26 protein-coding genes are annotated in these 25952 nt (G+C 72.7%); 12 read left to right on the forward strand and 14 right to left on the reverse strand.

Annotation, left to right across the window (positions count from 1 at the left end; all coding sequences use genetic code 11):
- Positions 1-2 precede the first annotated feature (2 nt).
- Positions 3-371 (reverse strand): DUF4180 domain-containing protein, encoded by a 369-nt coding sequence (locus tag V6U86_RS02895; protein WP_334498049.1) that lies wholly within the window; start codon positions 369-371, stop codon positions 3-5.
- Positions 364-816 carry a helix-turn-helix domain-containing protein gene (locus tag V6U86_RS02900; RefSeq protein WP_334498051.1) on the reverse strand — a complete coding sequence of 151 codons (453 nt, stop codon included), beginning with the start codon at positions 814-816 and terminating at the stop codon, positions 364-366. The genes V6U86_RS02895 and V6U86_RS02900 overlap by 8 nt, the downstream gene beginning before the upstream one ends.
- 169 nt (positions 817-985) lie before the next feature.
- Here V6U86_RS02900 and V6U86_RS02905 point away from each other — a divergent pair, with 169 nt between their 5' ends.
- Positions 986-4261, forward strand: coding sequence for an ATP-binding protein (locus tag V6U86_RS02905; RefSeq protein WP_334498053.1), 3276 nt, complete (start codon positions 986-988; stop codon positions 4259-4261).
- A 143-nt stretch (positions 4262-4404) separates the two neighbouring features.
- Here V6U86_RS02905 and V6U86_RS02910 read toward each other — a convergent pair whose 3' ends face one another.
- A complete protein-coding gene (locus V6U86_RS02910) occupies positions 4405-5262 on the reverse strand; it encodes an ABC transporter permease (protein WP_334498055.1) in 858 nt (285 codons plus the stop codon).
- Complete coding sequence (locus V6U86_RS02915; protein ID WP_334498057.1) at positions 5259-6272, reverse strand: ATP-binding cassette domain-containing protein; 1014 nt, start codon at positions 6270-6272, stop codon at positions 5259-5261. Before V6U86_RS02915 ends, V6U86_RS02910 begins: the two co-directional genes overlap by 4 nt.
- A gap of 149 nt (positions 6273-6421) precedes the next feature.
- On the opposite strand from V6U86_RS02915, the gene V6U86_RS02920 reads away from it, so the two are divergent.
- Positions 6422-6937 (forward strand): GNAT family N-acetyltransferase, encoded by a 516-nt coding sequence (locus tag V6U86_RS02920; protein WP_334498059.1) that lies wholly within the window; start codon positions 6422-6424, stop codon positions 6935-6937.
- Positions 6938-7060: 123 nt separating this feature from the next.
- Here V6U86_RS02920 and V6U86_RS02925 read toward each other — a convergent pair whose 3' ends face one another.
- On the reverse strand, positions 7061-7912 hold the full coding sequence (locus tag V6U86_RS02925; protein ID WP_334498061.1) for an aldo/keto reductase: 852 nt from the start codon (positions 7910-7912) through the stop codon (positions 7061-7063).
- Between the two features lie 97 nt (positions 7913-8009).
- Positions 8010-8975, reverse strand: a complete 966-nt coding sequence (locus tag V6U86_RS02930; RefSeq protein WP_334498064.1) for a LysR family transcriptional regulator — start codon at positions 8973-8975, stop codon at positions 8010-8012.
- Between the two features lie 52 nt (positions 8976-9027).
- On the opposite strand from V6U86_RS02930, the gene V6U86_RS02935 reads away from it, so the two are divergent.
- Positions 9028-9972, forward strand: coding sequence for a serine hydrolase (locus tag V6U86_RS02935; RefSeq protein WP_334498066.1), 945 nt, complete (start codon positions 9028-9030; stop codon positions 9970-9972).
- Between the two features lie 154 nt (positions 9973-10126).
- The gene (locus V6U86_RS02940) at positions 10127-11104 is read left to right on the forward strand and encodes an MBL fold metallo-hydrolase (RefSeq protein ID WP_334498068.1); all 978 of its coding nucleotides are present in this window, start codon (positions 10127-10129) and stop codon (positions 11102-11104) included.
- Between the two features lie 42 nt (positions 11105-11146).
- On the opposite strand, the gene V6U86_RS02945 is transcribed toward V6U86_RS02940, so the two are convergent.
- Genes V6U86_RS02945 through V6U86_RS02955 form a run of 3 tightly spaced genes read right to left on the reverse strand, consistent with a single transcriptional unit; the run spans position 11147 to position 13538 of the window.
- Entirely contained in the window at positions 11147-11689 is a 543-nt protein-coding gene (locus tag V6U86_RS02945) for a DUF1697 domain-containing protein (RefSeq protein WP_334498070.1), read from the reverse strand.
- A gap of 29 nt (positions 11690-11718) precedes the next feature.
- Positions 11719-12387, reverse strand: a complete 669-nt coding sequence (locus V6U86_RS02950; protein ID WP_334498073.1) for a response regulator transcription factor — start codon at positions 12385-12387, stop codon at positions 11719-11721.
- Positions 12384-13538: a sensor histidine kinase gene (locus V6U86_RS02955; protein WP_334498075.1), complete on the reverse strand. Its 1155-nt coding sequence runs from the start codon at positions 13536-13538 to the stop codon at positions 12384-12386. Before V6U86_RS02955 ends, V6U86_RS02950 begins: the two co-directional genes overlap by 4 nt.
- A gap of 169 nt (positions 13539-13707) precedes the next feature.
- On the opposite strand from V6U86_RS02955, the gene V6U86_RS02960 reads away from it, so the two are divergent.
- From V6U86_RS02960 to V6U86_RS02970, 3 genes are read left to right on the forward strand one after another with little or no spacing between them, the layout of a single operon-like run.
- The gene (locus V6U86_RS02960) at positions 13708-14457 is read left to right on the forward strand and encodes an ABC transporter ATP-binding protein (protein ID WP_334498077.1); all 750 of its coding nucleotides are present in this window, start codon (positions 13708-13710) and stop codon (positions 14455-14457) included.
- Positions 14451-16880: an ABC transporter permease gene (locus tag V6U86_RS02965; RefSeq protein WP_334498080.1), complete on the forward strand. Its 2430-nt coding sequence runs from the start codon at positions 14451-14453 to the stop codon at positions 16878-16880. Before V6U86_RS02960 ends, V6U86_RS02965 begins: the two co-directional genes overlap by 7 nt.
- Positions 16881-16928: 48 nt before the next feature.
- Positions 16929-17918, forward strand: coding sequence for a hypothetical protein (locus tag V6U86_RS02970; protein WP_334498081.1), 990 nt, complete (start codon positions 16929-16931; stop codon positions 17916-17918).
- A 1-nt stretch (position 17919) separates the two neighbouring features.
- On the opposite strand, the gene V6U86_RS02975 is transcribed toward V6U86_RS02970, so the two are convergent.
- The 4 genes from V6U86_RS02975 to V6U86_RS02990 are packed head-to-tail and all read right to left on the reverse strand — an operon-like array spanning position 17920 to position 20952.
- Positions 17920-18480, reverse strand: a complete 561-nt coding sequence (locus V6U86_RS02975; protein ID WP_334498083.1) for an SOUL family heme-binding protein — start codon at positions 18478-18480, stop codon at positions 17920-17922.
- A 32-nt stretch (positions 18481-18512) separates the two neighbouring features.
- Complete coding sequence (locus V6U86_RS02980; RefSeq protein ID WP_334498085.1) at positions 18513-19262, reverse strand: YqeB family protein; 750 nt, start codon at positions 19260-19262, stop codon at positions 18513-18515.
- A gap of 2 nt (positions 19263-19264) precedes the next feature.
- Complete coding sequence (locus tag V6U86_RS02985; RefSeq protein WP_334498086.1) at positions 19265-20059, reverse strand: ABC transporter permease; 795 nt, start codon at positions 20057-20059, stop codon at positions 19265-19267.
- The gene (locus V6U86_RS02990; protein WP_334498088.1) at positions 20056-20952 is read right to left on the reverse strand and encodes an ABC transporter ATP-binding protein; all 897 of its coding nucleotides are present in this window, start codon (positions 20950-20952) and stop codon (positions 20056-20058) included. Before V6U86_RS02990 ends, V6U86_RS02985 begins: the two co-directional genes overlap by 4 nt.
- 132 nt (positions 20953-21084) lie before the next feature.
- Here V6U86_RS02990 and V6U86_RS02995 point away from each other — a divergent pair, with 132 nt between their 5' ends.
- The 3 genes from V6U86_RS02995 (at position 21085) to V6U86_RS03005 (ending at position 23553) form a co-directional block, all read left to right on the forward strand.
- Positions 21085-22338 carry a sensor histidine kinase gene (locus V6U86_RS02995; protein WP_334498092.1) on the forward strand — a complete coding sequence of 418 codons (1254 nt, stop codon included), beginning with the start codon at positions 21085-21087 and terminating at the stop codon, positions 22336-22338.
- On the forward strand, positions 22317-23054 hold the full coding sequence (locus V6U86_RS03000) for a response regulator transcription factor (protein ID WP_334498616.1): 738 nt from the start codon (positions 22317-22319) through the stop codon (positions 23052-23054). The genes V6U86_RS02995 and V6U86_RS03000 overlap by 22 nt, the downstream gene beginning before the upstream one ends.
- An 88-nt stretch (positions 23055-23142) precedes the next feature.
- A complete protein-coding gene (locus V6U86_RS03005; protein ID WP_112582266.1) occupies positions 23143-23553 on the forward strand; it encodes a hypothetical protein in 411 nt (136 codons plus the stop codon).
- Between the two features lie 102 nt (positions 23554-23655).
- Here the strand turns inward: V6U86_RS03005 and V6U86_RS03010 are convergent, their stop codons facing one another.
- Positions 23656-24435: a D-Ala-D-Ala carboxypeptidase family metallohydrolase gene (locus tag V6U86_RS03010; protein ID WP_334498096.1), complete on the reverse strand. Its 780-nt coding sequence runs from the start codon at positions 24433-24435 to the stop codon at positions 23656-23658.
- A 304-nt stretch (positions 24436-24739) separates the two neighbouring features.
- Between V6U86_RS03010 and V6U86_RS03015 the strand changes: the two genes are divergently transcribed.
- Complete coding sequence (locus V6U86_RS03015; protein WP_334498098.1) at positions 24740-25378, forward strand: DUF6642 family protein; 639 nt, start codon at positions 24740-24742, stop codon at positions 25376-25378.
- A 42-nt stretch (positions 25379-25420) separates the two neighbouring features.
- Positions 25421-25882 carry a PPOX class F420-dependent oxidoreductase gene (locus V6U86_RS03020; protein ID WP_334498100.1) on the forward strand — a complete coding sequence of 154 codons (462 nt, stop codon included), beginning with the start codon at positions 25421-25423 and terminating at the stop codon, positions 25880-25882.
- Positions 25883-25952: the final 70 nt, after the last annotated feature.

Consider the following 25952-nt stretch of genomic DNA (forward strand, 5'->3'; position numbering starts at 1 on the left):
GGCTATCGGGCCGCGCTCAGGCGGGCGTCCAGCGCGTCGAGGTCGGGGACGAACCAGATGTGCCCACCCCGGTTCGACTCGTGCACCAGCGCGCGCAACGCGGAACTCTCCGCGAGCTGCGCTGAGATGTCGCCGACGACGGCCAGCCGCAGCCGGTAGTTGACGAACTTCTGCATCACGTCGCCGGCGAAGCGGGTGCCCAGCGAGAAGAAGCGGTCGTCGAGTCGGTTGGCTGGCACGGCGACCACCTGGGCGCCGAGGAATGCAGCCCCGATCAGGTCCAGCGCGTCCTGCTCGGTGGCGAGTGGCGGGCCGTCGGGGTCGCAGACCAGCACCGGCACTCCGGCGCGTTCCTGGATCTCGTCAGGCATCGTGGACCTCCCGGTCGAGCAGGCCGTTGTCGGCGTTGAGTACGGCGTCGAGCAGGTGCAGCAACTCGGCGGTGGCGGCCGGGTCACCCAGGATGATGATCTTCATGCGGTGGCGTCGCTCGTCGTACACGGTCTGCACCCGCAGCGGGTTGGCCTGGTCGTGGCCGGTGTTGGCGCTGGTGAGCACGAGCGTGCCGAGCCGGTCGGCGGCGGCTCTGTCGACACCGTCGATCTGGACGATGCTCGACACCTCGGCCTGCCTGGCGACGCTCGGCGTGGTCGGGGCCTGGCCGGTGAGCACGTCGAGATCACCGGCGGCGATCCGATACTGCTTGCCGATCCGCACCGCGCGCAGTCGGCCCGAGCGGATATAGCTGCGCACCGTCCGCACGTGCAGCCCAAGCCGGTCGGCGACCTGCTCAACTGAGTACATGTCTTCCTTCATCGTTCCCTATTCTAAGCAGATAGGGAAGGTTGGGGACAGGTGAGGGTGATTCGTTGACGACATCAGCTCGAAAGCGCCCCACGAACACACCTGGCTCCCGAAGGTCGCAGTGGAGTCGGCTGGCTAACTCGCTCGCGCTGTCGGACGGTTCCAGTACCGTCTGGAAACCATGGACGCGCGGCGCGGCGACGCCATCATCGGGCGGGACCACCCCGTGGGTCTGCTGCGCGCCGAGGTGGATCGCGCCACGACCAGCCACGGCGGTCTCGTCCTGGTCACCGGCGAACCGGGCATCGGCAAGACCACCCTTGTCACCTCGGCGGCCCGCGAGGCCCGGCAACGTGGCGCGCTGGTGCTCGGCGCCGCCTGCTGGGATTCCGACAGCGCCCCCGGCCACTGGCCGTGGGTGCAGGTGCTGCGCGGCCTGCGGCGATCCGCCGACGACTGGGCGGTGGCGCGGGCCGACGCCGAGCCAGCCCTCACGGCACTGCTCGGCGAGGCCGACACCAGCAACGAACAGGCCGTTCGTGCCGCCAGTTGGGCCGGCGTAGGCACCGGTGGGGACAGCGTCGGCCCCGATGGGGACAGCGTCGACCGGGAGGCGTTCGCGCTGTACGACGCGGTGACCGCCGCGCTGGTCGCCGTCTCCCAGCGACGGCCGGTCGTGGTCATCCTCGACGACCTGCACTGGGCCGACCCGGCCTCACTGCGGTTGCTGGGCTTCGCCGCCCAGCACACCTGGTTCGAGCGGTTGCTGCTGGTCGGCACCTACCGCGACGCCGAGGTCGAGTCGGGTGAGCACCCGCTGCGACCCCTCCTGATGCCGCTGGTCGCGAAGGCCACCACGATCACCCTCACCGGTCTCGCCCGCGACGAGGTGGCCGCGCTGATGGCACGCACCGCCGGGCGGGAACCCGACGGCGACCTCGTCGACGAGGTGCACCGGCGCACCGGGGGCAACCCGTTCTTCATCGAGCAGACCGCCCGGCTGTGGCACGCCGACGACGCCGCCGGCACGATCGCACCCGGCGTACGGGAAGCGGTGCGCCGCCGCCTGGCCCAGTTGCCGCCCGCCGTGGTCGAGGCGCTCACCGTCGCGGCCGTGCTGGGGCGCGAGTTCCACCCTCAGGTCCTGGCGGCCTGCGGTGCCGCCCCGGTGGCGCAGGTCGACCGGCTGCTCGACCGCGCGGTGACCGCCCGGCTGGTGACCGCCCGGGGCGGCGGCAGGTTCGCCTTCGCCCACGACCTGGTCCGGGAGACCCTCTACGACGGGCTGTCCCACGACGAGCGGCAGGCGCGACACGGCGCGGTCGTCCGGGCGGTCGACGACCTGCGAGAGCTCAGCGATCAGCTGATCCCGGCCGACCTGGCCCGCCACGCCTACCTCGCCGGCCCCGCGCTCGACCGCGCGAGGGTGGCAACGCTGCTGGTCGCGGCCGGGCGGGACGCGTTCGCCCGGCTGGCCGCCGACGAGGCGGCGGTGCACTTCCGCCGGGCGTTGGAGGTCGTCGAAGACCGGGAGCAACGGGTGCGGATCCTCATCGAGTTCGGCGAGGCGCAATATCACCACGCCGGCCGGGAAGAGGCCACGGCACTGCTCATCGAGGCCGGGGCGCTGGCGCGCACACTCGACGACCCGGTGCTGCTGGCCCGCGTCGCCCTCATCGTGAACCGCGCCCGTCAGGTGGAGACCACCCACTCGGTCGACGCGGCGGAGCTGCTGCGTGACGCGTACCGGAAGTTGATCGGCGAACCGGCCGCGGACGCGCCAGTCGGCACGCTGGTCGCCGACCTGATCACCGCCACCGAGACCATCGCCCGTCGAGGGCAGGACGACGAGGCGCTCACGTTCAGCCTCTGGGCCCGCCACGACACCACCTGGGGGTTGGGCACCGCGGCGACCCGTGCCGCGCTGACCGCCGAGATCCGGGACGTGGCCCGCCGCACCGGAGACCGGGAGACCGAGCTGTGGGCCACCTCGCTGCGCTGGGTGGCGCTGCTCGAGTTGGACGACCCGCACTTCAACGAGGAGTTGGCCACCTTCGTCAAGGTGGACCAGCACAGCGATGCCACCCGGCACCACGTGGCGGCGACCGTCGACAGCGGGATCATCGCCGCCTTCCGGGGTGACTTCGCCGAAGCCGACGAGCAGTTCGTCGTCCTCGGCGACTCCTCCGACCCGAACCATGCCGAGTTCGGGTTCATGGGCCATCACCTGCGTTGGTCGCGGCTGCTGCTCCAGGGCCGGTTCGTCGAGGCCGACACTCTGCTGGACGGGCTGGCCCCGGTCGACTACCCCTACCACGAGTTGCTGCGGGCGATCACCGCCGCCGAGCGTGGCGACACCGCGACGGCGGTCCGGCTGACCGCCGGGATCGAGGCCGCCGCCATCCGCTACCCGCGCCCGGTGTCACCACTCTGGCTGCGGTTACGCGCGCAGGCCGCCGCCGCGTCGGCCGATCCGCAACGCTGCGACGCCGCGCGGGCCGCGCTGGCCCCGCACCGTGGCGAATGGATGGTCGGCCTCTTCGGCTGCGACATCAGCGGTCCGGTCGACCACTGGCTGGCACTGATCGACGCCGCCCAGCAACGCTGGGACGACGCCATCGCCGGCTTCACCGCCGCCCGTGACTCCGCCGATCGGCTGGGCTCCCGACCCTGGTCGCTGCTCGCCCGCACCGGCCTCGCGAACGCCCTCGCCGGCCGGAGCCACCCGAGCGACGCCGCGACACTGGCCGCGCTACGCGCCACCACCGCCGAGCAGGCAGCGGCCCTCGGAATGACGCAGGTGCTGCACCGGCTCGCCGAACCGGCCCACTCCGACGCAGCCGAGCAGACCGCCACCGCCCGCCAGGTCGTCGCGCCGGGTCAGGCCACGGCGGTTGCGCCAGCCCGCGAGGGGTACGAGTTCCGGCGCGACGGACCGGTCTGGCAGCTCGCGTACGACGCCGTCGTGGTGCACCTGCCCGACGCCAAGGGCCTGCACGACCTGCACCTGCTGCTCAGCCGCCCGGGCAGCGACGTACCGGCGGTCGAACTGCTCGACCCGGCGGCCGGGCCGGAGCTGGCCGCCGCCCGACGGATGGGCGCCGACCCGGTCCTCGACGACGAGGCGAAGGCCCGCTACCGGCGGCACCTGGCCCGCCTGGACGAGGAGATCGACCGGGCCGCCGCACGCGACGACGAGCGGAAGGTGGCCGCGCTGGACGCCGAGCGGGGCGCGTTGCTCGACGAGCTACGTGCCGCGGCGGGGCTGGCCGGCCGGAGCCGTCGCCTGGGCGACGAGGCCGAGCGGGCCCGCAAGGCGGTGACCGCGCGAATCCGCGACACGCTACGCAAGCTCGACGACCGGCACCCGGCCCTCGCCGGCCACCTGCGCGAGTCCGTCTCGACCGGCAGCACCTGCCGTTACCTGCCCCCGTCACCGCTGCGCTGGCGGCTCTGAACCGACGGCCGGCGCGACCCCCACCCCAGCCCTCCGCGATCTTGCACTTTCGGTCGTCGATTCAGGCGTATTTGCCAGCTTTATCACGACAGCAAGTGCAAGATCCCGAGGGCCGGGGCCGGGGCCGGGGCCGGGGGCCGGGGTTAGCGGCGGTTGTACTTGTACATGGTCAGGGTGCCGAAGATGAGGACGAAGCCGGCGCTCCACAGCAGCAGCCACATCGTGGCCGACGGGTCGGACTCGCCGCTCATCGCACCCCGGATCGCGGCCACCAGCTGCGTCACCGGGTTGACCTTCACGAACGCCTGGAGCCAGCCGGGCATGGTGCTCGGCTCGACGAAGACGTTGCTGAGGAACGTCAGCGGGAACAGCACCATCATGCTGACCCCCATCACCGACTTCTCGCTGCGCAGGACCAGCCCGAAGAACGTCCACACCCAGGAGAACGCGAACGAGAAGACCACCAGCAGCCCGATCCCGGCGGCCGCACCGAGCGCCCCGCCCTCGGGCCGGAACCCGAGCACCAGCCCGAGGCCCAGGATCACCAGGGCGGCGAGGATGTAGCGCAGCACGTCGCCGAAGATCATGCCGACCAGGGCGGCCGGACGCCAGACGGGCAGCGTGCGGAACCGGTCGAAGATGCCCTTCTCGATGTCGGTGTTGAGGCCGATACCGGTGTACATGGTGATCATGACGACGCTGGTCACCATGATGCCGGGCAGGAAGAACTGCAGGTAGTCACGCGGGCTGCCGGCGAGGGCACCACCGAACAGGTACGTGAACATCAGCACCATGATGATCGGGAACGCGGTCACGTCGAAGAGCTGCTCCGGCACGTGCTTGATCTTCAGCATGGCCCGCCAGCCGAAGGTGAGCGACGCACCCAGCGCGCTCGGCCGGGGCGGTCGGGCACCGGGTGCGAGCACGGTCGCCAGCGCCTCGGCGGACGGGACGTAGACCGACGGCGCCCGTTCGGTGGTGGTGGTCGTGGTGTCGCTCATCGGGCTGCCTCCAGCTCGTCATCGCGCTCGTCGGCCGGCACGGCGGGGTGATCGGTCAGGGCCAGGAAGACCTCGTCCAGGCTGGGCTGGCCGAGGGAGAAGTTGTCGACCACGATGCCGGCGCGGGCCAGGTCGCCGAGGGCGCGGGCGGCCTGGGCACTGGCGTCGAGGTCGGTGCCGGCCTCACCGACGCGGGCGGTCAACGCCACCGGGTCGGCGGCGAGCTGCACCGGCACACCGAGCGCCTCCCGGAGCACCCGTTCCGCCTCGGGCCGCTGACCGGGGTCGCGCAGTCGCAGGTGGACGGTGCCGGAGCCGATCGACGACTTCAACTCACCCGGGGTGCCTTCAGCGATCACCCGGCCGTGGTCGACGACCGCGATCCGCCCGGCGAGCTGGTCGGCCTCGTCGAGGTACTGGGTGGTCAGCAGCACCGTCGTGCCGTGCGAAACGACCGCCCGGACTATCTCCCACACCTGGTTGCGGCTGCGCGGGTCGAGGCCGGTCGTCGGCTCGTCGAGGAAGAGCAGATCCGGGGTGTTCAGGATGCTGGCGGCGATGTCGATGCGTCGCCGCATCCCGCCCGAGTACTTCTTGACCTGGCGGTCGCTCGCCTCGGTCAGACCGAACGCGGCGAGCAGGGCAGCCGCGCGCTCCCGGGCGGCCGGCTTGCGCAGGCCGAGCAGGCGGGCGAGGAGCACCAGGTTCTCCGTACCGGTCAGGTCCTCATCGACCGAGGCGTACTGGCCGGTGAGGCTGACCCGGGAACGGACCTTGTCGGCCTCGGTGACCACGTCGTGGCCGAAGACCCGGGCCGATCCGCCGTCGGGGCGCAGCAGCGTGGCGAGCACCCGGACCGCGGTGGTCTTACCCGCCCCGTTCGGCCCGAGCAGGCCGTAGACGGTGCCGGCGGGCACCTGGAGGTCGATCCCGGCCAGCGCCCGGGTGTCCCCGAACGAGCGGGTCAACCCGTCGGCCTCGATGGCCAGCCCGGTGGTGCGTCTACTCATGATTCTTACCTTCCATCAGATGGCCACCCCTCCATCTTGAAGGCGCGAGGTAACGACAGAGGCCCGCTAGATCCGATCTAGCGGGCGCGGTTTCGGGGCGGAGTGTCGGTGGGATCGGCTTGACTGGGGTGGACGAACAAGGGAGCGGAATGGCGCAGGTACGTATTCAGCCGTGGCACGAGGACGACCTCGACCTGCTGCGGCAGCTCAACTCACCGGACACCCGTCAGCACACCGGCGGCCCGGAGACCGACGAGCAGGTGCTTGCCCGCCACGACCGGTACGTGCACTTCGCCGACACCGGGCAGGGCTGCATGTTCACGCTGGTGCTGCCGGACGGTGCACGGGCGGGCAGCGTCGGCTACTGGGCCCGCGAGTGGCGCGAGCAACCGGTGTACGAGCTGGGCTGGGCGGTGCTGCCCGCGTACCGGGGGCAGGGGCTGGCCACCGACGCGGTGCTCGCGACCCTCGACGTGGCCCGCGCCCGACGGGACCGGCGCTACGCGCACGCGTACCCGTCGGTTGACAACCCCGCCTCGAACGCGGTGTGCCGCAAGGCGGGGTTCACGCTGCTCGGCGAGACCGGCTTCGAATACCCGCCGGGGCAGATGATGCGTGCCAACGACTGGCAGCTCGACCTGACCGCCCCACCGACCGGGAGCTGAGGTCGGCTCGCGCAGCCCGTCTGTTCCTGACCTGCCGGCAACAGCGTGATGCCTCAGGGTCATCACGATGACTCTGAGGCATCACGCTCGTTGGAGACCTGCCCTCCCGACGGCGGGCTCGGGTCAGTTGGGCAGGTAGGCGAAGGTGTCCGGGTGCGGGCCCTGCCGGCCGGCCTCGCCCTTGTCCAGCTCGGTGATCCGCTCCATCGCCACGTCGTCCAGCTCGAAGTCGAAGATCCGGGTGTTCTCCTCGATCCGCTTGGGGGTGGTCGACTTCGGGAAGATGATGTCGCCGCGCTGTACGTGCCAGCGGAGCACCACCTGCGCCGGGGTCCGGTTGAGCTGCTCGGCGATGTCGACCACCGTCGGGTCGCCCAGCACCTTGCCCTGCGCGATCGGCGACCACGCCTCGGTGAGGATGTTGTGCTCGCGGCCGTAGGCGCGGACCTCGTCGTTGGTGAAGTACGGGTGCGCCTCGATCTGGTTGACCGCCGGCACGACGCTCGCCTCGTCGGCCAGCCGCTGCAGGTGCGACACCTGGAAGTTCGACACGCCGATCGAGCGGGCCCGGCCGTCGCGCTGGAACTCCTCCAGCACCTTCCAGGTCGAGACGTAGTCGCCGTCGTACAGGGTCGGCAGCGGCCAGTGGATCAGGAACAGGTCGATGTAGTCCATCTTCAGCGCCGCCAGCGTCGAGTCGAACGCCTTGCGGGCGTCGTCGGGGCGGTGGAAGCCGTTGTTCAGCTTGCTGGTCACGTAGACCGAGCCCCGGTCGAGCCCGGACACGCGCACCGCCTCGCCGACCTCGGCCTCGTTGCCGTACATCTCGGCGGTGTCGATGTGCCGGTAGCCGATCTCCAACGCCGTGGTCACCGCCGCGACGGTGTCCTTCGGCTCGATCTGGAACACCCCGAAGCCGAGCTGCGGAATGGTGGTGCCGTCGTTCAGGCTGATGTCGGGAATCGTGATTGCCACTGCGGCTCCTTCGCGTCTTCGTTACCTGTCATCCATACCCGGGCGGGTGGACGAATCACCGCCCAACCGGGCGTGACGAACGCAACGGCCGACCGGTTCACCCGGTCGTGTCGAACAGCACCGGCCACGGCCGTGCCGCCGGCGCCGACGTCACTGGCGGCGCGGGCGCGGCGGGCTCGGCGTCGGCCAGCACCTCCGCGGCGAGTTGGCCGAACATCGCCGCCGCCGGATGCGCCGACCGGTCCGGCCAGGCCGCCGAGGTGCGCTTCGCCAGCGGCGCGTCGACGATCGGCCGCCAGGCCATCCGGGGTTCCCGCCGGGCCACCGCCGCCGGTTCCACGGCCACCGCGCCTCCGGTCAACACCAGCCCGAAGAGAAACTCCGGGTTGCGGGCCGGTCGCACCCGGGCCGGGTGCCAACCGTGCTGCCGGCACACCGCCAGCAGGTGGTCGTGCCAGCCGGGGGCGGTGGCGCGGGGCGCGGCCACCAGATCCAGACCGGCCAGCGACGCGAGCGTCACCGCACGGTCGCGGGCCAGCGGCGAGGTGCGCGGCAGCAACACCCCCAGGGGTACGTCGACCGGTGCGCCGAAGCGCAGCCCGTCCGCCGCCACCGGGTGATGCACGAGCCCCACGTCCAGGGTCCGCTCGGCGAGCATCCGCACCTGCTCGGCCGTGGTCAGCTCGTGCAGCTCCACGTCCAGGCCGGGCGCCCGGGTGGTGAGCGCGTCCAGCAGCGAGCGCAGCGTCACAGCGGGCGTCTCCGGTGGCACCCCGGCCCGGAGTACGCCCAGCTCACCGGCGCGGATCTGGCCCATCAGGCTGCGGAGTCGACCCTCGCCGGCGAGCAGTTCCTCCGCCTCGCCGAGCAGCAGCTCACCGGCGGTGGTGAGGCGCACCTGGCGGCGGGACCGGTCGAACAGCTCGACCGTCAGCTCACGTTCCAGCCGCTGGATCGACTGGCTCAGCGGCGGCTGGGCCATCCCGAGCGACTCCGCGGCCCGCCCGAAGTGCAGTTCGTGTGCGACCACCACGAAGTGCCGCAGGTGCCGGAGCAGATCCACGGCCGGGACCCTACGCCAGCGTCGCCACGGGGTCGCTGGATACCGTGCTGGCGTGGACGTGGAGGAACGCATCGAGAGCATTTTCGCCGCCGTCGGGGTGACGGCCAGCCTGCACGTCGTGGACCTGGACGCCGTCGACCTGAGCGCCGTCGACGGTGGCGGCACGACTGCCGGTGGCGGCCCGGCTGGCGGCGGCCTCCGCGAGGTGGGCGTGCGGGCCGACGAGCAGGTGGTGATCGCATCGATCTTCAAGATCCTTCTGGTGCTGGAGTTCGCTAGGCAGGTCGAGGCCGGTCAGCTGGATCCGACCGAGCGGGTCCTGGTCACCGCCGCCGACCGGCTGGGCGGGTGGGGTCTGGCCGGCTGCACCGACGACGCCGAGGTGTCGCTGCGCGACCTCGCGTACTTCGCCATCTCGGTCACCGACAACACGGCCGCGGACCTGCTGCTGCGCCGGGTCGGCCCGGACCTGCTGCCGATGCTCGCCGTCGAGCTGGGGCTGACCCGTACCCGCGTTCTCGGCGGCCCTCGGGAGCTGGTCGAGATGATGCTCGCCGACGTGGGCGCCCGGACCGAGGCGGAGTTCGCCCGGATCTTCCCCACCCTGCCGGCGGACCGGGTCCGGGCGATGCGGGTCTTCGACCCCGCGCACACCACGTCCAGCACCGCCCGGGAGATCACCCGGCTGCTCACGCTGATCTGGCGGGACGAGGCCGGGCCGGCGGCGGCCTGCGCGATGGTCCGCACCTGGATGGCCCAGCAGATCTTCTGGACCCGGCTGGCCGCCGGTTTCCCGCCCGGCGTCCGGGTCTCCGGAAAGACCGGCACCCTGCCCGGGTTCCACCTGGAGGCCGGGGTCGCCGAATACCCCGACGGCGGCCGGTACGCGATCGCCGTCTTCGCCCGTGCCCAAGAGTTGACCCCGCGCCGCATCGACGTGGACCTGGCGATGGGGGAGGCCGCCCGCACGGCCGTCGAGGCGCTGCGCGGCGACTGATTTCCCGCCCGTCCGAGCGCCGCCGCACCCCCGCCGAGCAGGACCGATATCCGGTGGCGTATCGACGCCGACGGCCCTTGATCTTGGACCGTGCCCCGGTGGCGCTGGTTGTCTCGTGGTCGACACAACGCCCGACCACGGGGAGTAGATCCGTATGCCCAGTCTCGACCGCCGACGTTTCCTGCGCGACGCCGCCGCCACCACCGCCCTGGTCTCCGCCGGTGGCCTCGCCGCCGGCGTCACCACCCCGGCCCAGGCCGCCCCCTCGACCGTCGCACCCGCACCGGCCGCTCGCCGCAAGGGCGCGGTCAGCTTCCGCTGGTGGGGTACGGCCGGCTGGCGCGTCGACATCGGCGACCGCACCGTTCTCGTCGACCCGTTCCTCAGCCGGATCGACACCGGGCTGTTCACCGGCCCGTTCAAGCCGGAGACCCCGTTGACCGTGCGCACCGACGTGATCGACCCGCGCGTCGACCGGGCCATGACGGTGCTGGTCACGCACACCCACTGGGACCACTTCATGGACGTGCCCTACATCGCCGGGCGCACCGGCGCGCGGGTGTTCGGGACGCTGACCGCGTACCACCTGGGGTTGGCCTACGGGTTGCCGTCGACGCAGCTCAGCGCCGTGAAGGGTGGGGAGGTGCTGGACTTCGGGGACCACAGCGTCGAGGTGGTCGGCTCGCTGCACAGCCGTAACCCGTCGTACTCGGTGGCCTTTCCCGGGGTGCGGGTGACCCCGCCGCCGAAGCCGGCCACCATCGCGGACCTGCCGGAGGGCGACACGCTGGGCTACCTGCTGCGGGTCGACGGCGGCCCGTCGGTCTACTTCACCGGGGCCAGCGACGTCGTCGAGCGGAATCTCACCGGCCTCGCGCCCGACGTGGCGATGGTCGCCATGCAGAACGCCACCACCACCGGCGACTACCTGCCCCGGCTGCTGGCCGGCCTCGACTACCCGAAGGTCGTGGTGCCGGTGCACTACGACAACTTCGAGACGGCGTTGCAGAACCCGCCGCCGGTCGCCCCGAACGACCGCACCCGGTTGACCGAGATGATCGCGGCGGTCCGCCGGATCTCGCCGCGCAGCCGGGTGCTGGTGCCCGAGTACGAGACCGCGTACCACTTCTGAGCAGCACCGGTGGGGGTCGCCATGGCGCGACCCCCACCGCGGTCAGGAGGCGGCCAGCTCGGCCAGGGCCCGCACCGACTTCCAGTTCCGGGTGGTGGCGACCACGCCGAGCTTCTTCTCCAGGTACGCGTTGGTGAACTTCGACCGGCCGTAACCGCCGTCGACGTAGTGCAGGAACACCTCCCGGCCGGTCACCGTGAACGACACGTTCTCACCACCGGGCACGGCCAGAGCGTCCACCGTGGACTTCTTCGGTGCGGTGGCGAGGAAGGCCACCAGCAGTCGGGTCGGGTCGTCCTCCCGGTCGGCGTACGGGTTGCCGCCTGCGATCGCCGCCAACTCCCGGCCGCTGCGCACCAACACCGGCACTGTCAACGCCAGCTCGTCGGTGAGCGCCCGCTCGATCCCGGCGGCCAACTTCTCCGCGTCGCGCACCGTGCTGCCGAAGGCCACGTTGCCGCTCTGCAGGTACGTCTTGACGTCCTCGTGGCCGAGGTCGGTGAGGATCCGACGCAGGTCGGCCATCGCCAGCCGCGTGGTGGCGCCGACGTTGACCCCGCGCAGCAGGGCGACGTACCGGGTCATGGCTCCTCCTGGGTGCGCTACCGACCGGCTCAGCGTAGGCCGCCCGGCCCGACCAGGCCCGTCTCGTACGCGACGATGACCAGTTGCGCCCGGTCGCGCACCGCCAGCTTGGTCAGCAGCCGCCCGACGTGCGTCTTGACGGTGGCCTGGCTGAGGTTGAGGTGCGCGGCCAACTCCGCGTTGGACAGGCCCCGGGCGATCAGGGCGAGCACCTCCCGTTCCCGATCGGTCACCCCGTCGAGCCGCCGGGGTAACGGCCGGGTCGGCTCCGGCCGCCGGGCGAACTCGTCGATCAGCCGGCGGGTCACCGTCGGCGCGAGCAGCCCCTCCCCGGCGGCGACCACCCGGATCCCGGTCAGCAGGTCCGCCGGCGGGGTGTCCTTGAGCAGGAACCCGCTGGCGCCGGCGCGCAGCGCCCCGTAGACGTACTCGTCGAGGTCGAACGTGGTCAGGATGATGACCCGGGTGCCGGCGGTCGCCCGGTCGGCGCAGATCCGCCGGGTCGCCTCGATGCCGTCCATCTCCGGCATCCGGACGTCCATCAGCACCACATCCGGCCGGTGCTGCTCGGTCAACGCGACGGCCTGCACGCCGGTGCCCGCCTCGCCGACCGTGGTGCAGTCCGGGCTGAGATCGACGAGCAGCCGGAAACTGCCGCGCAGCAACGCCTGGTCGTCGGCGATCAGCACCCGGATCACGCGGCCACCCGGTAGGGCAGGCTGGCCGTCACCGTGAAGCCACCGTCGGAGCGTGGTCCGGCGCGGAACTCCCCGCCGTGCAACGCCACCCGTTCCCGCATGCCGATCAACCCGTGCCCCTCCCCGCCGAGCACTGCCGGCCGCTGGCCGTCGTCGGTCACCTCCACCCGCACCTCGTCGGGCAGGACGGTCACCGTAGCCCGGCAGGCGGCCGGCGCCGCGTGCTTCACCACGTTCGTCACCGCCTCCTGCACGATCCGGTACACCGCCAGGCCCACCGACTCCGGCACCGCGCCGGCCGGCTCCCGCCGTACGTCGAGCTGCACGTCGACGCCGCCGATCGCGGCCTGCCGGGCGAGGACCGGCAACTCGTCCAGCCCGGGCGTCGGCGCGTACGGGCTGTCCTCACGCAGGACGCCGAGCACCCGACGCACGTCGGTCAGCGCGGTGCGGCCAGTCTCCTCGATGACCCGCAGTGCGGCACCCGCCTCGCGGGGGTCGGCCTCGGCGACGTGGTTGGCGACTGCCGCCTTCACCACGATGAGGCTCAGCGTGTGCGCGACCACGTCGTGCAGCTCGCGCGCCACCCGCAACCGTTCCTCGGTGGCGGCCTGACGGACCAGTTGGTCGCTCTGCCGGGCGGCGAGGGCGCGTCGCTCCCGGATCAGCCAACCGATCACCCAGGCGGGCGCGATCATGACGGCGGCGTAGACGACCGCGCCGGTGCGCGACCAGAGGTCGCCTGCGGTCAGCACCAGGGCGACGCTCACCAGTGCGAGGCAACCGGCGGCGCAGAGCATCGACCTGCGGGTGGGCGTCGACACGGCCACCGTGTAGAAGGCCAGGCCGATGGCGAACGCCGGCGCGGCGGCCGCGAAGTTGGGTATCACCCCGGTGATCAGGGCAACGGTGGCGGCGGAGCTGATCATGACGGCTACCGTCATCGGCCACCGTCGCCGCACGGCCAGTGGCAGCCCCAGGGCCAGCCCGACCAGCACCGACACCCAGAGCGGCTCGCGTACGCCACCGTGCAACGGCGACTCCAACGCCGCGTACGGGCAGAGTGCCCCGCCCACGGCCACGGCCAGCAGGGCGTCCACGGTGTACAGGTCCACCGGCCGCATGCGTCGGGTCAGCAGGAGAGCGGTCACCCGTCGAACGGTATCGGCCGGCGGGGCCGACCGCGTCCGCCTGTGGGCGGTCATCCCGCAGGACGACGCGCCGGTGCCTCCGGGCCTGCGGGTCCACCCGGGGGAGGGCCGGAAAGTGCCCGCCTCGGCACGACGCGCCCACCCCCCGGCATTCGGCACCGTAACGGTCATGACCACACACACGGTGACCCTGACGGGGCTGCGAGCGGTGTACGGCACCGGAACCCGGCGGGTGACGGCGCTCGACGGCGTGACCACCAACTTCCCGAGCGGCACGTTCACGGCGGTGATGGGCCCCTCGGGCTCGGGGAAGTCCACCCTGCTGCACTGCGCGGCGGGGCTGGACCGCCCGACCGAGGGGACCGTCACGATCGACGGCACCCGCCTCGACGACCTCGGTGAGGACGAGCTGACCCGGCTGCGGCGGGACCGAATCGGCTTCGTGTTCCAGGCGTTCAACCTGGTGTCCACACTGACCGCCGCGCAGAACGTGGAGTTGCCGTCGCGTCTGGCCCGCCGTCGCCCGCCAGCCCGGGAGGTGGCCGCCGCCCTCGATGCCGTCGGGCTCGCCGACCGGGCCGGTCACCGGCCTAGTGAGCTGTCCGGCGGCGAGCAGCAGCGCGTCGCCGTGGCCCGAGCGCTGATCACTCGTCCGGCGGTCGTCTTCGCCGACGAACCGACCGGGGCACTGGACAGCGCGTCCTCCCGGCAGGTGCTTCGGCTGCTGCGCGCGCTCGTCGACGACCACGGGCAGACCGTCGTGATGGTGACCCACGATCCCGCCGCCGCCGCGTACGCCGATCGGGTCCTCCTGCTGGCCGACGGCCGCGTCGTCGACGAGCTGACCGGCGGGATCACCGCCGGCGTCGTCGCCGCCCGGATCGCCGAGCGGGAAGTCGTCGCGGAGTCGTCGTGCTGAGCGTCCGGCGCTCGGCCAGCGCGTTCGTGGCCGTAGCCATCGGGGTCACGCTGGTCGCGGCTGCCACCCTGCTTCTCGCCTCCGGACGCCCGCAGGTGCCGGATCGGCTGACCCGGGCGGCGGTCGTGGTGCAGAGCCCCGAGGCGGGCGCGTCGGCTGACCAGTTCGTGCCGACCCGGCCCTGGTCCGCCGCCACGGCGGCGCAGTACGTCGGCAGGCTGGCCGGTCTGCCGGACGTCGTGGCGGCGGTGCCGGACCGCACCTTCTACGCGCAGCCGCTCGTGGACGGCCGACCTTCGGCCGCCGACACGCGGCGGGAGGACGCCTTTCAGGGGCACAGTTGGTCCAGCGCCCAACTGGGTGGGGTGCGCCTCACTGCGGGCGAGCCACCCCGCAGGCCCGGCGAGGTGGTCGTCGACCGCGCGCTCGGGCTGCACGCCGGCGCACCGGTCACCCTGCTGACCGCCGTCGGCCCGGAGCCGTACACCGTCAGTGGTCTGGTCGACGGGCCCGGCGTCCACGTCGCGGACGGGGTCGCCGCCGCGCTCGCTCCCGGCGTCCGGGCCATCGGGCTGGTGCTCGCGCCGGGGGCCGACACCGAGCGGGTCGCTGCGGCGGCTCGCGGAGTCGTCGGCGGCGACGGGCGGGTGTTGACTGGTGACGCCCGGGGTGCGCTGGAGCCGCGCGGCGACGCCCGTACCCGGTGGATCGGCCTGCAGGTGCTCACCGCCACGGCGGCCCTCGCCGGCTTCGTCACCGTGTTCGTGGTCGCCTCCACGTTCGCGTTCACCATCGCGCAGCGCCGCCGTGAGCTGGGCCTGCTGCGCGCCGTCGGCGCCACCGGACGCCAGGTCCGCCGCATGGTGTACGCCGAGGCGCTCGCCGTCGGCGTCTCGGCGGGGCTCGTCGGCCTGCTGGTGGGCGCGGCGTTCGCCCCGTTGCTGGGTCGGCTGCTTGTCGATTTCGGCTACGAACCGTCGACCTTCCGGGTGCACTACGAACTCTGGCCGATCGCGGTCTCGCTCGCCGCCGGGCCGGTGATCGCGTTGCTGGCCGTCTGGTCGGCGTCCCGCCGGGCGGCCCGGGTCCGCCCACTCGAGGCGTTGCGTGATGCCGCGGTGGAGCAGCGACCGATCGGGCGGGTGCGCGTCGCCACCGGGGCGCTCCTCGTCGCGACGGGGATCGCGCTCAGCGTCGGCACCGCGACCTCGGACGAGGCCCGGATCGCCGGGCAGTACGCGCTCTACGCGGTGATGGCGCTGGTGGTCGGTGCCACCGTGCTCGCCCCGGTGGTGGTCGGGCCGCTGGTGCGGCTGCTCCGCTCTCCGGTGCGTCGGCCCGGTGGCGCGATCGGGATGCTGGTGCGGGGCGGGGCGTTGACCGCGACCCGGCGGACCGCCGCCATCGCCGCGCCGGTGCTGCTCACTGTCGCGTTCGCGGTGCTGGTGTCCGGGATGGTGCGCACCACCACCACCGCGTACGCGGCAGGGCGGGCGGACAACGTGAACGCCGGCTGGATCGTCGTGCCGGACCGGGCACCCGGCCTCTCCGATCAGGCCGTCGCCGCGACCGGCGGCACCGCCCTCCTGCCGACCACCGTCTACCGCACCGACCCGGCACCGGCACCGGCGAACCGGCCGATGACCGCGCTGGGCGTGGACCCGGAGGGCTTCGCCGCCGCCAACCGGGTGCTCACCGTGGTCGCCGGCTCGCTGAACGACCTGACGGGCGACGACACGGTGGTGGTGACCGCCTCGGCGGATCTGCTGCCGTCCGAGCCGTACCCGGTGGTCTTCGCCGACGGGACGTCGGTGCCGTTGCGCGTCGTCGCCGTGGTCAGCGACACCTCCATCCCCGGCGATCTGCTCCTACCTCGGGCCGTGGTGCGGGCGCACGACCCGTCGGCGTTGACATCCACCGTGTACGTCCGGGACCGGATCGACCCGCCGGCCGGGGCACGGATCGTCGACGTCGCCACCTGGTCGGCCGAGGCGGACGCCGCTGAGGACCGCCTCGTCTGGCTGTTCACGCTGCTGCTGATCGGGGTGTCGGCCGGCTACGGGGCCATCGCGGTGGCGAACACGCTGCTGCTGGCCGCCGCCGGCCGGGCCGCTGACCTTCGGCTGATCCGGATGGCCGGGGCGACCCGGCGGCAGGTCATCTGGCTCGTCACGGCCGAGTCCGCCCTGGTGGTGCTGATCGGCGCGGTGCTCGGTGGGGCTGTCGCGTTCGTCGGGCTGCTCAGCATCCGCGCGGGCCTCGCCGAGCAGGTCGGCGCCCACGTCGACCTGGTGGTGCCGTGGTCGGTGGTCGCCGGCGTGGTGGGGTTGTGCCTGCTGTTGGCGGCGCTGGCGAGCGTGCTGCCGACGTGGCGGTCGCTGCGTCACCGTCCCGCGCGGTCATCGGTCGGCGTCGTCGGATGACCGCGTCGCCGCCCCCCGGCACTGCGGTCGGACCGATACCGTCCACGGATGCGATCCGCGCGGCCAGTCGGGCTGCTCCTCTCCGCCGCCGCCGTCGTGCTCTGGGCGATCGGCATGACCGTGCTGCAACCGCTGACCGAGCCGATCGGCCCGTGGTCGGAAAATCTGCCGGGCAACAACGCCTACTGGGCACGCGACCTCCGGTTTCTGGCGATCATGGCGGTGGCCGCCGGGCTGATGCTGGCCGGCCGGGGGCAGCTGCGCTGGAGTCAACCGGCGGTGCTGCTCGGTGGTCTCTGGGTCGCCGCCGACATCGCGATCGACCGGGTCGACCCGACCGGCGTAGCGGCGACGGTGCTGCTCGCCGTGAGCGGTTGCGCCGTGCTCGCGGCGCTCGCGGCGGTGCTGTGCTGGCGGGACCGAGCCACGCCGCCAGCCCGGCCGCCAGCCCGGGCGCGGAAGGCGCTGACCGGCACGGCCTGTGTGGCCGGGGTGCTGACGGTCGTGGCGGTCGGCATGGAGTCACCGACCGACCGGGAGCCGGAGCTGAACCAGGGTGCCCTGGCCACCGCAGCGCTGCTGGTCGTGCTGGCCGTCGGCGCAGCGCTGGCGGCGGCCCCGGCGCGCTCCCGGGCTCGCGTCGGGCTGGCGGCCGGCCTCGCCATGACAGCGCTGATCGGCGTCGCGCTGGTTCGTGCCGTCCCGCCCGGCCCGCGCCTCCTGCCCGAGGTCGCACTCGGGGCGGTGCTGCTCACCGGTGTCACGTTCGTGGCCTGGGACTGGCCGGGCGGTCGACCGATCTGGTGGCACCACGCACTGGCCGCCCTCGCCGCGCTGGTGGGCCCGATGGTATTTCTACTGGCAACGGCCATCCCCATCATGATCCTGCTGCCGATCGGGGCGACGTTCACCGCGCTGGCCGGCAACAGCCCGATCAACGGCGCCGACTCCGACGTGCTGATCTCGCTGTTCGGCCTACTCTCCGGGCTCGCGATGTCCCTGCTGCTGGCCCGGCCGACCGTCGACAACCGCCGGTAGCTCACTCGACGACCGGCAGCACGACCTCGTTGCGGCGCAGGAACCACGGCTTCCACGGTGGGTCGAAGCGCGCGTACCGGATGGCGCCGGTGGGTTGCAGCCCGGCCGCGGTCACCGACCGTCCGAGCATGGTGGCCCGCTGGCTGAACGCCTGCTCCGTCCACCGCCCGGAGAAGCGCATCGCCGCCGCCAGTTGCGCCGGCACCTCGCGGATCCGCACCCGGGCATCCACCGGCTCGGGCAGCGTCGCGGTGGTGGAGGTGGCCGGCATGACGAACTGGATCAGGTAGGCGCCCGGCCACTCGCCCTCGACCTGGACCACCGGCACGGTCATGGCGATCTTCTCCGAGCCGCCGGCCGCCCCCGCCGACGCGGCCGGAGCGACCGGGTGCCGGGCCCGATTGGCGCCTCCGAGGTACGCGGCCAGCGGCCGGAACGCCTCGATCGGCGCCCTGGTGAACGACGCCTGGATCTGCATCTCGGCCACCAGGTGGGCGGGGTACCGACGCAGCTCGAAGCCGGGGTGTCGGGACACCACCCGGTACGGCTGCTGTTCGGTCATCGCGCGGCTCCCAGGGTCTGCTGGGACCGACGCTACCGCCCGTCCGGCTCCCGCTCGGCCGAAGTCGGCTGCTCCGACCCGGGCGCGAGGGCCCGGTCGGTCAACCGCCAGTACTGCCGTTTGTCCTCGTCGCGCAGCACCACCCCGATCAGGCCCAGTTCGCGGCGCAACTCCCGGGCGTCGTCGCGGCGGTCCCGCTGGATCGCCCGCTCCCGGGCCCGCAGCAGCGCGTCCGCACCGGCCGGCAACCCGGGCAGGTCGGGCACCCACAGCCGGTACGCCGACCGGTGCGGGTCGTCGTCCGCCCAGCCCCAGCCGTGCGCCCGGAACGCCGCAGCCAGCTGGGCGGCCGGCAGGTCCGTCGATTCCCGGACCAGTTCCGCGCCGTCGGCGTCGAGCAGCACCAGGTGCTTGTCGGCGAGGAAGACCACCCGGGTGTCGACCCGTGCGACGGTCCGGTTCTCGTCGGCGCGGCGCAGCCGGACCTGCGCCGCGTCGACGGTGACGATCGGCCGTTCGGCGGTGCCGATCCCGGCGATGACCAGGCCGGCCACCACGCCCACCGCGATGGTGCCGGCGGTGGCCTGCGGTTCGGGTAACCGGTCCAGCCACTCGACCAGATCACTGAACGGCACCCAGGGCAGCCGGGCGAGCCAGCCCGTGGTCGCCGCGAGGAGCCATCCGGCGCCCGCGCCGAGCAGCGGGAAGCCACCCCACAGGACCGCCAGCTCCAGCGGGCCGCCGCTGACCACGGTGCGCGGACGGTAGCCGGCCATCTCCATGGTCAGGACACCTCGCGGCGCAGCGTCCGGAACAGGCCGGCGGCCAGCGGAAGGACCATCCAGACGAGCAGGGAGACCGCCAGTCGTCCCCACTGCTCGCCGGTCACGTGGCTGGTGAACAGCGGCTCCATGGTTCGGCTGGTGTCCAGCCAACCGGCCGCACCGTGCAGGGGGCGGACCAGTTCGCCGAGCACCGACCAGAGGGTCGGTAGCAGCAGGTAGCCGACGATGGCCAACGGCGGGTTGAGCAGCAGCAGACCGAAGGCGGCACCCATCAGCACACCGGCGACCTGGACGATCGTCGCGTTCACGATCAGCGTCGCGTCGACCTGCCAGGTGCCCGCGCCGCCCGTGGCCGACGCGACCAGCGTCCCGACACTGGCGACGGCCACGGTGACCAGCAGGGAAGCGAGTGCGGCCAGCACGACCGCGATCAGCTTCGCGGCCACCACCCGTTCCCGCCGGGGCACCAGCGCGTACGTGGAGAGGGCGGTGCGCTGGGACCATTCGCTGGTGATCGACAGGATGCCCAGCACCGGCAGGAGCACGTTGACGGGCAACAGTGAGGTGGCGAAGAAGGTGAAGAAGGTCTGGTCGGCGTCCTCGGCGTAGATCAGCAGGAGGGTGACGATCGCGACGACGACCAGGCCGATGGTGATCAACAGCCAGCGGCCGGCCCGGGTGTCGACGAGCTTGCGCAGCTCCACGGTGCTGAGGCGGAGCAGCGACGGTCGGCGTACCGGAGTGTGGTGCCGGGGCGCGACGGCGCCGGCGGCGGGCGCGGTGGTGGTGGTCATCGGACGGCCTCCTTGGTGGATTCGCCGGCGGTCAGGGTCAGGAAGAGCTGTTCGAGGCCGCCGCCGCTGGCGGGGCGCAGCTCGGCGAGCGCGACGCCGGCATCGGCGGCGGCCTGGCCGACCGCCTCGGCGTCGGCCTGTACCAGGAGACCGTCGGCGCTGTCGGCGGCGGTCAGACCCGCCGCCGACAGCGCCCGGTGCAGTGCCGCGCCGTCGCGGGCCCGGACCACGGTGCCGCCACCGGCCAGCAGCTCGTTCTTGTCGCCCTGGGCCACGATCCGGCCACCCCCGATCACCACCAGCCGGTCCGCGACCGCCTCCACCTCGCGCAGCAGGTGGGAGGAGAGCAGCACGGTGCCGCCCCGGTCGGCGAAGTCGCGCAGCAGGCCGCGCATCCAGAAGATGCCCTCCGGGTCCAGGCCGTTGGCCGGCTCGTCGAGGATCAACACCCGGGGGTCACCGAGCATCGCCTGCGCCAGCCCGAGCCGTTGGCGCATGCCCAGCGAGTACGCCCGTACCCGACGCTTCGCGGCCACCGCGTTCAACCCGACCAGGTCGAGCTTCGCGGCGACCTCGCGCCGGTCCAACCCCATGGTGTACGCGGACAGCGTCAACGCCTCGCGGCCGGTCCGCCCGGCGTGCTGGGCGGAGGCGTCCAGCAGCACCCCGACCTCCCGCCCCGGGTTGGGCAGGTCCCGGTACGGGTGCCCGGAGACGGTGGCGCGGCCGGCGGTCGGTGTGGTGAGCCCGCAGATCATGCGCATGGTCGTCGACTTGCCGGCGCCATTGGGGCCGAGGAAGCCGGTGACGGTGCCCGGCTCGCACTGGAACGACACGTCGTCCACGGCCGGGTGTGGCCCGTATCGCTTGCTGAGGTTCTCCACGGTGATCATGTGGTCGAGCCTGCCGGCGCCGCCCGGCCATCCGCTGCGGCCACCGGTCGATGCCGCGTCGACCTTGGTCGGTCGGCAGGTCTCGACTTTGGTAGCTGGTCGTGCCCCCGCCGGCTGCCTAGCATTGGCGTCGTGACCAGCCTCGCCGTCCCGGAGCACCCCTGGCTGCTGCCGGGGGAGCTGGTCGTGCCGGCTGACCGAGGGCGTACGCGTCCGCGCCGCACCACCCGCGACTGGGTGGTGGACAGCCTCGCCTTCCTGATCGGGCTGCTCTGGGTGCTGTTCGCCGCCGCGGACGGTCTGTCACCGACGCCCGAGATGGCGCTCCCGCTGCCGTACGACTGGATGGTCGGCGTCGACACGGCGCTCGGACTGATCTGCTGCGGGCTGCTCTGGCTGCGCCGCCGATGGCCACTCGGGCTGATCGTGGCGACCGCGCCGCTCACCATGTTTTCGTTGGCCGCCGCCATCCCGCTGCTGATCCTGTACTTCACCGTGGTGGTGCACCGGCGCACCGCCGTCGCGATCGCGGTCACCGGTGTCGGCCTCGTCACCAACCTGGTCTTCAGTTGGCTCCGCCCGGATCCGGTGATGCCGTACTGGCTCACCGTCACCTGGGGTGTGGTGATCAGTTTCGCCGTGCTGGCCTGGGGGATGTTCGTCCGGGCCCGGCGGCAGTTGATCGTGTCGCTGCGGGAGCGCGCCGAGCGCGCCGAGGCCGAGCAGCAGCTGCGGGTCGCCCAGGCCCGCCATCTCGAACGCACCCGGATCGCCCGGGAGATGCACGACGTGCTGGCCCACCGGATCTCGCTGCTCAGCCTGCACGCGGGTGCCCTGGAGTTCCGCCCGGACGCGCCGGCTGACGAGGTGGCCCGAGCCGCCGGGGTGATCCGGGGCAGCGCGCACGCCGCCCTTCAGGACCTGCGCGAGGTGATCGGGGTGCTCCGGGCCGAGGACGACACTGCCAATGACGCACCCGAGCCGCCCCAGCCCACCCTGGCCGACCTGCCCGCCCTGATCGCCGAGTCGCGGGCGGCCGGGGTACGGGTCAACGTCAGCGACAGCGTCGCGACACCGGAGCAGGTGCCGGCGGCGCTGGGCCGGGCCGCGTACCGGATCGTGCAGGAGGGGCTGACCAACGCCCGCAAGCACGCGGCCGGCGCGGCGGTCACCGTGGACGTGGCCGGTGGGCCGGGCACCGGGCTCACCGTGGCGATCGGCAACCGCTGGCCGGTCGGCGCACCGGCCGGCGGCACCCTGCCGGGCGCGGGCACCGGCCTGGTCGGCATCAGCGAACGGGTCACCCTGGCCGGCGGCCGGCTCGCCTACGGTCGGGACGACACCGGTGACTTCCGGCTGGCCGCCTGGCTGCCGTGGGCGGCGTGACCGGCCCCGCCGGGCCGCCGGACGCGACCGGCCCTGCCGCCGCCGGGCCGCCGGTGCGCGTGCTGATCGTGGACGACGACGCGCTGGTCCGGGCCGGGCTCTCGATGATCCTCGGCGGCCTGCCGGACCTGATCGTGGTCGGTGAGGCGGCCGACGGTGGCGAGGTCCCGGCGGCCGTCGCCGCGTACGCCCCGGACGTGGTGCTGATGGACATCCGGATGCCCCGGGTGGACGGGCTGACCGCCACCGAGGCGCTGCGCGCCCAGCCGCACCCGCCGGAGGTGCTGGTGCTGACCACCTTCGACGCCGACGAGCAGGTGCTGCGGGCGCTGCGCGCCGGGGCGGCCGGCTTCCTGCTCAAGGACACCCCACCGGCGGAGATCGTGCACGCCGTACGCCGGGTCGCGGCCGGTGAGGCGACGCTCTCCCCGACGGTGACCCGGACGTTGATCGCCCACGTGACGGGCGCCGCCCCCGGCCCGGTCGGCCCGGACCCGCGCCGGGAGCGGGCGCTGCGGCTGCTCACCGGGCTCAGTGAGCGGGAGCGGCAGGTGGCGGTCGCGCTGGGGCGGGGCCACACCAACGCGGAGATCGCGGGCGAGTTGTTCATGAGTGTGGCGACGGTGAAGGCGTACGTCTCCCGGCTGCTGACCCGACTGGACCTGAACAACCGGGTCCAGGTGGCGCTGCTCGTGCACGACGCCGGCCTCGATTGAACTTTCGTCCGGTCCTCGCCGTACCCATGGAAGAGGATGTCGGTGCGGTGAGTCCGCCGTACCGCTGCCGAACTGCGGGAGGCCTGCCGTGCGAGTTGGTGAGCAGTCGACGGATCCCATCGACCAGGTACTGGGTGAGGTGCCAATGCCGGCGCCGCTGACCCCGGAGGATGTCCGGCTCGCGGTCCGGGCGGTGGTCGTGCACACCGCCGAGGAGTGGCCCACTGGGCCGCTGTGCCGCAACGACGGTGCCTCCTACCCGTGCCGACTGCACCGTTGGGGGCGGCGAGTCCTGGAGACGCATGGGCTCAACGAGCGGCAGATCGAGGCGTTGATCCGGCACGGCAATCCGTTCGTGCACGTGCCCTTCCCGTTCACGGCGACCGGGCCGTCGCGGCAGCAGGCCGCACGGGTCGTTCCCCAGGGGGTACGGCCCACCGCAGCTGGCCGGCCGGTGACTCCCCCCGTCACCGCGCCGCGCTGGCCCCGGGCGAGCTGAGCGCGCCACCCCTCCGCCCACCCCGACCCGGGGCGACACGACGTCGGCCCGGCGCGAAGATTCCCCCTCCGCGTCGGGCCGACGTCGCTCTGGTCGGTCGGCTCAGTTGCCGACCCCGCAGTCCGGGGCGGACCAGCTCGTCGTGTTCGAGCTGCGGTCGTTGTTGTTCTCCCGCCGCGAGTCGACGTGCACGTGGTCGTCGTGGTCGGGGTAGCCCGGTCCGTAGATCCCACTGAAGCCGTTGTTGCGGGCGTTACGGGCGACCTGGCACAACGACGACGTGCGTGAGACCACGTCGGCCGCGTTGCCGTACAGGTGCTGACTGTCGGACGCGCCGCCGACCTGGTTGTTGCAGGCGCGGCTGCGGAACCCGCTGGACACGTAGAGCGGCTTGTCGCCGAGGCTCTTGCGGAGCGCCTCCAGCTTCCACATGGTGCGCAGCGCGTTCTGCTTGGTCTGGCTCGCCGAGAGCGGGCCGCCGCTCCACCCGCTCTCGCCGCACCCGTTGTCGAGCTCGCTGTAGCTGAAGTGCGCGGGTGTGCAGTCGTTGTCCTGGAGCTGGTACAGCTTGCCGAACGTCTGCGGGCCGGCGATGCCGTCGGCGCGCAGCCCGTACGCCTGCTGGAACCGCTTGACCGCCGCGGCGGTCTTCGGCCCGTAGCGGCCGTCGTTCTCCACGATGTCCCGGTAGCCGGCCCACCCGGCGATTCGGATCTGCAACTGGCGGACGTCGTTGCCGGAGCGCCCCTGGGTCAGGGTGCGGTTCCAGGTGTAACAGCCGTCCGCGTGCGCCGCTGGTGCGGCGACCACCGTGGCGATTGCGGCCCCGGGCAGTGCCAGGGCGAATGCGACGGCGACACGCTTCAAGGTGTTTACGCGCACAGAAGTCCTCCCGATAGGAGAGCGAATGGGGTGGCTCTGGGACATCGACCGAGAAGTCCCGTGATTTCTACCCTGGCACTGATCAGTGCCGTTGGAGGTGATTAACGAGAATCGTGCTCATAATTCGCCGTACCTGGGTATTGGCTGGCAATTCGCCTGATTTGCGAAACAGCCATTCCCTGCCGATCGCCCCTCCTCCGGGCAAGCACACCGAACGTCGCAATCCGTCACACGGAGGGTGATGTTCCCGGGGCAATCGCGGCCGGTAACGTCAGCCCCGGGCAGCGGACTGGCGGAGGTGCGCGTGGCACGCGGTGGCGTCTTCTGTGTCGAGGGTCAGTGGCACCGTGACCTCAACGAGCGGGGCTCGGTGCTGCCCACCCTGGAGCTGCTGGAGCGGCTGGGCAAGATCCGCTTCATCCACAAGGACGCGGCGACCCGCGACGAGCTGTTCTACTTCCTGGACCGCTGGCTGCTCAAGCAGTACGCCGACCACCGGGTCGGCTTCTTCGCCATGCACGGCGAGCCCAGCCGGCTCTGCCTCACCGACTGGCAGTCGGTCGAGTTGAACGAGGTGGCCGATCTGATGGCCGGCCGCGCCGAGGGGCGGCGACTCTATTTCGGCAGCTGCTCGGTGCTACGCGCCTCGGACGCGGTGCTGCGCGAGTTCCTGGAGGTCACCGGAGCCGCCCTGATCTGCGGTTTTACCCGAGAAGTCGACTGGGTCGAATCGGCGGCCTTCGAAACCGTTCTCCTCGACGTGCTCGCCAACGGCCAGCGACACAACGCCGCCGAGCTGCGGATGGGCTCCGCCCACTGGGCGCCGCTGGCGTCGTACCTCGGTTTTCGGGTGATCTACGCCAACGGTCGGGCCTGGCGTCCGTCCGGTCGCCTCCGGGTGCCCACCCAGACGACGCACCGCACCGCGGCCCGGCCCCGCTGACCCGCCGCCGGCGCTGCGCCCGCGCCCTGGTAGGAACGGGGAATGGCACGCAGCATCGCAACGAACACCCGGGTCGACCGAGACGGCTTGCTCGACTTCCTCCGGCCGCGACACCGCGTCCTGCTGATGACCACCCGAGCCGACGGGCGCCCGCAGTCCTCCCCGGTCTCCGCCGGGGTCGACGGGCAGGGGCGGCTGGTCGTCTCCACCTATCCCGAGCGGGCCAAGGTGACCAACCTCCGCCGCGACCCCCGGGTCTCGGCCTGCGTCCTCAGCGACGACTGGAACGGCCCCTGGGTGCAGATCGACGGCACCGCCGAGGTGTTGGACCTGCCCGAGGCGCTGGAGCCGCTGGTCGAGTACTTCCGCAGCATCTCCGGCGAGCACCCGGACTGGGACGACTACCGGGCGGCGATGGTGCGCCAGGGCAAGTCGCTGATCCGGGTCACCATTGACGCCTGGGGTCCGATCGCCACCGGCGGCTTCCCGGCCCGCCTCGCCTAGCCTCGCCCGGCTGTGGCCGGCGGCGCTGCCCGCGTGCCCCGGCGACCACCCGCGCCGGGGCGCAACGAGG

The sequence above is a fragment of the Micromonospora sp. CPCC 205558 genome (genome assembly GCF_036902955.1).
In the GTDB taxonomy this organism is placed as follows: Bacteria; Actinomycetota; Actinomycetes; order Mycobacteriales; family Micromonosporaceae; genus Micromonospora.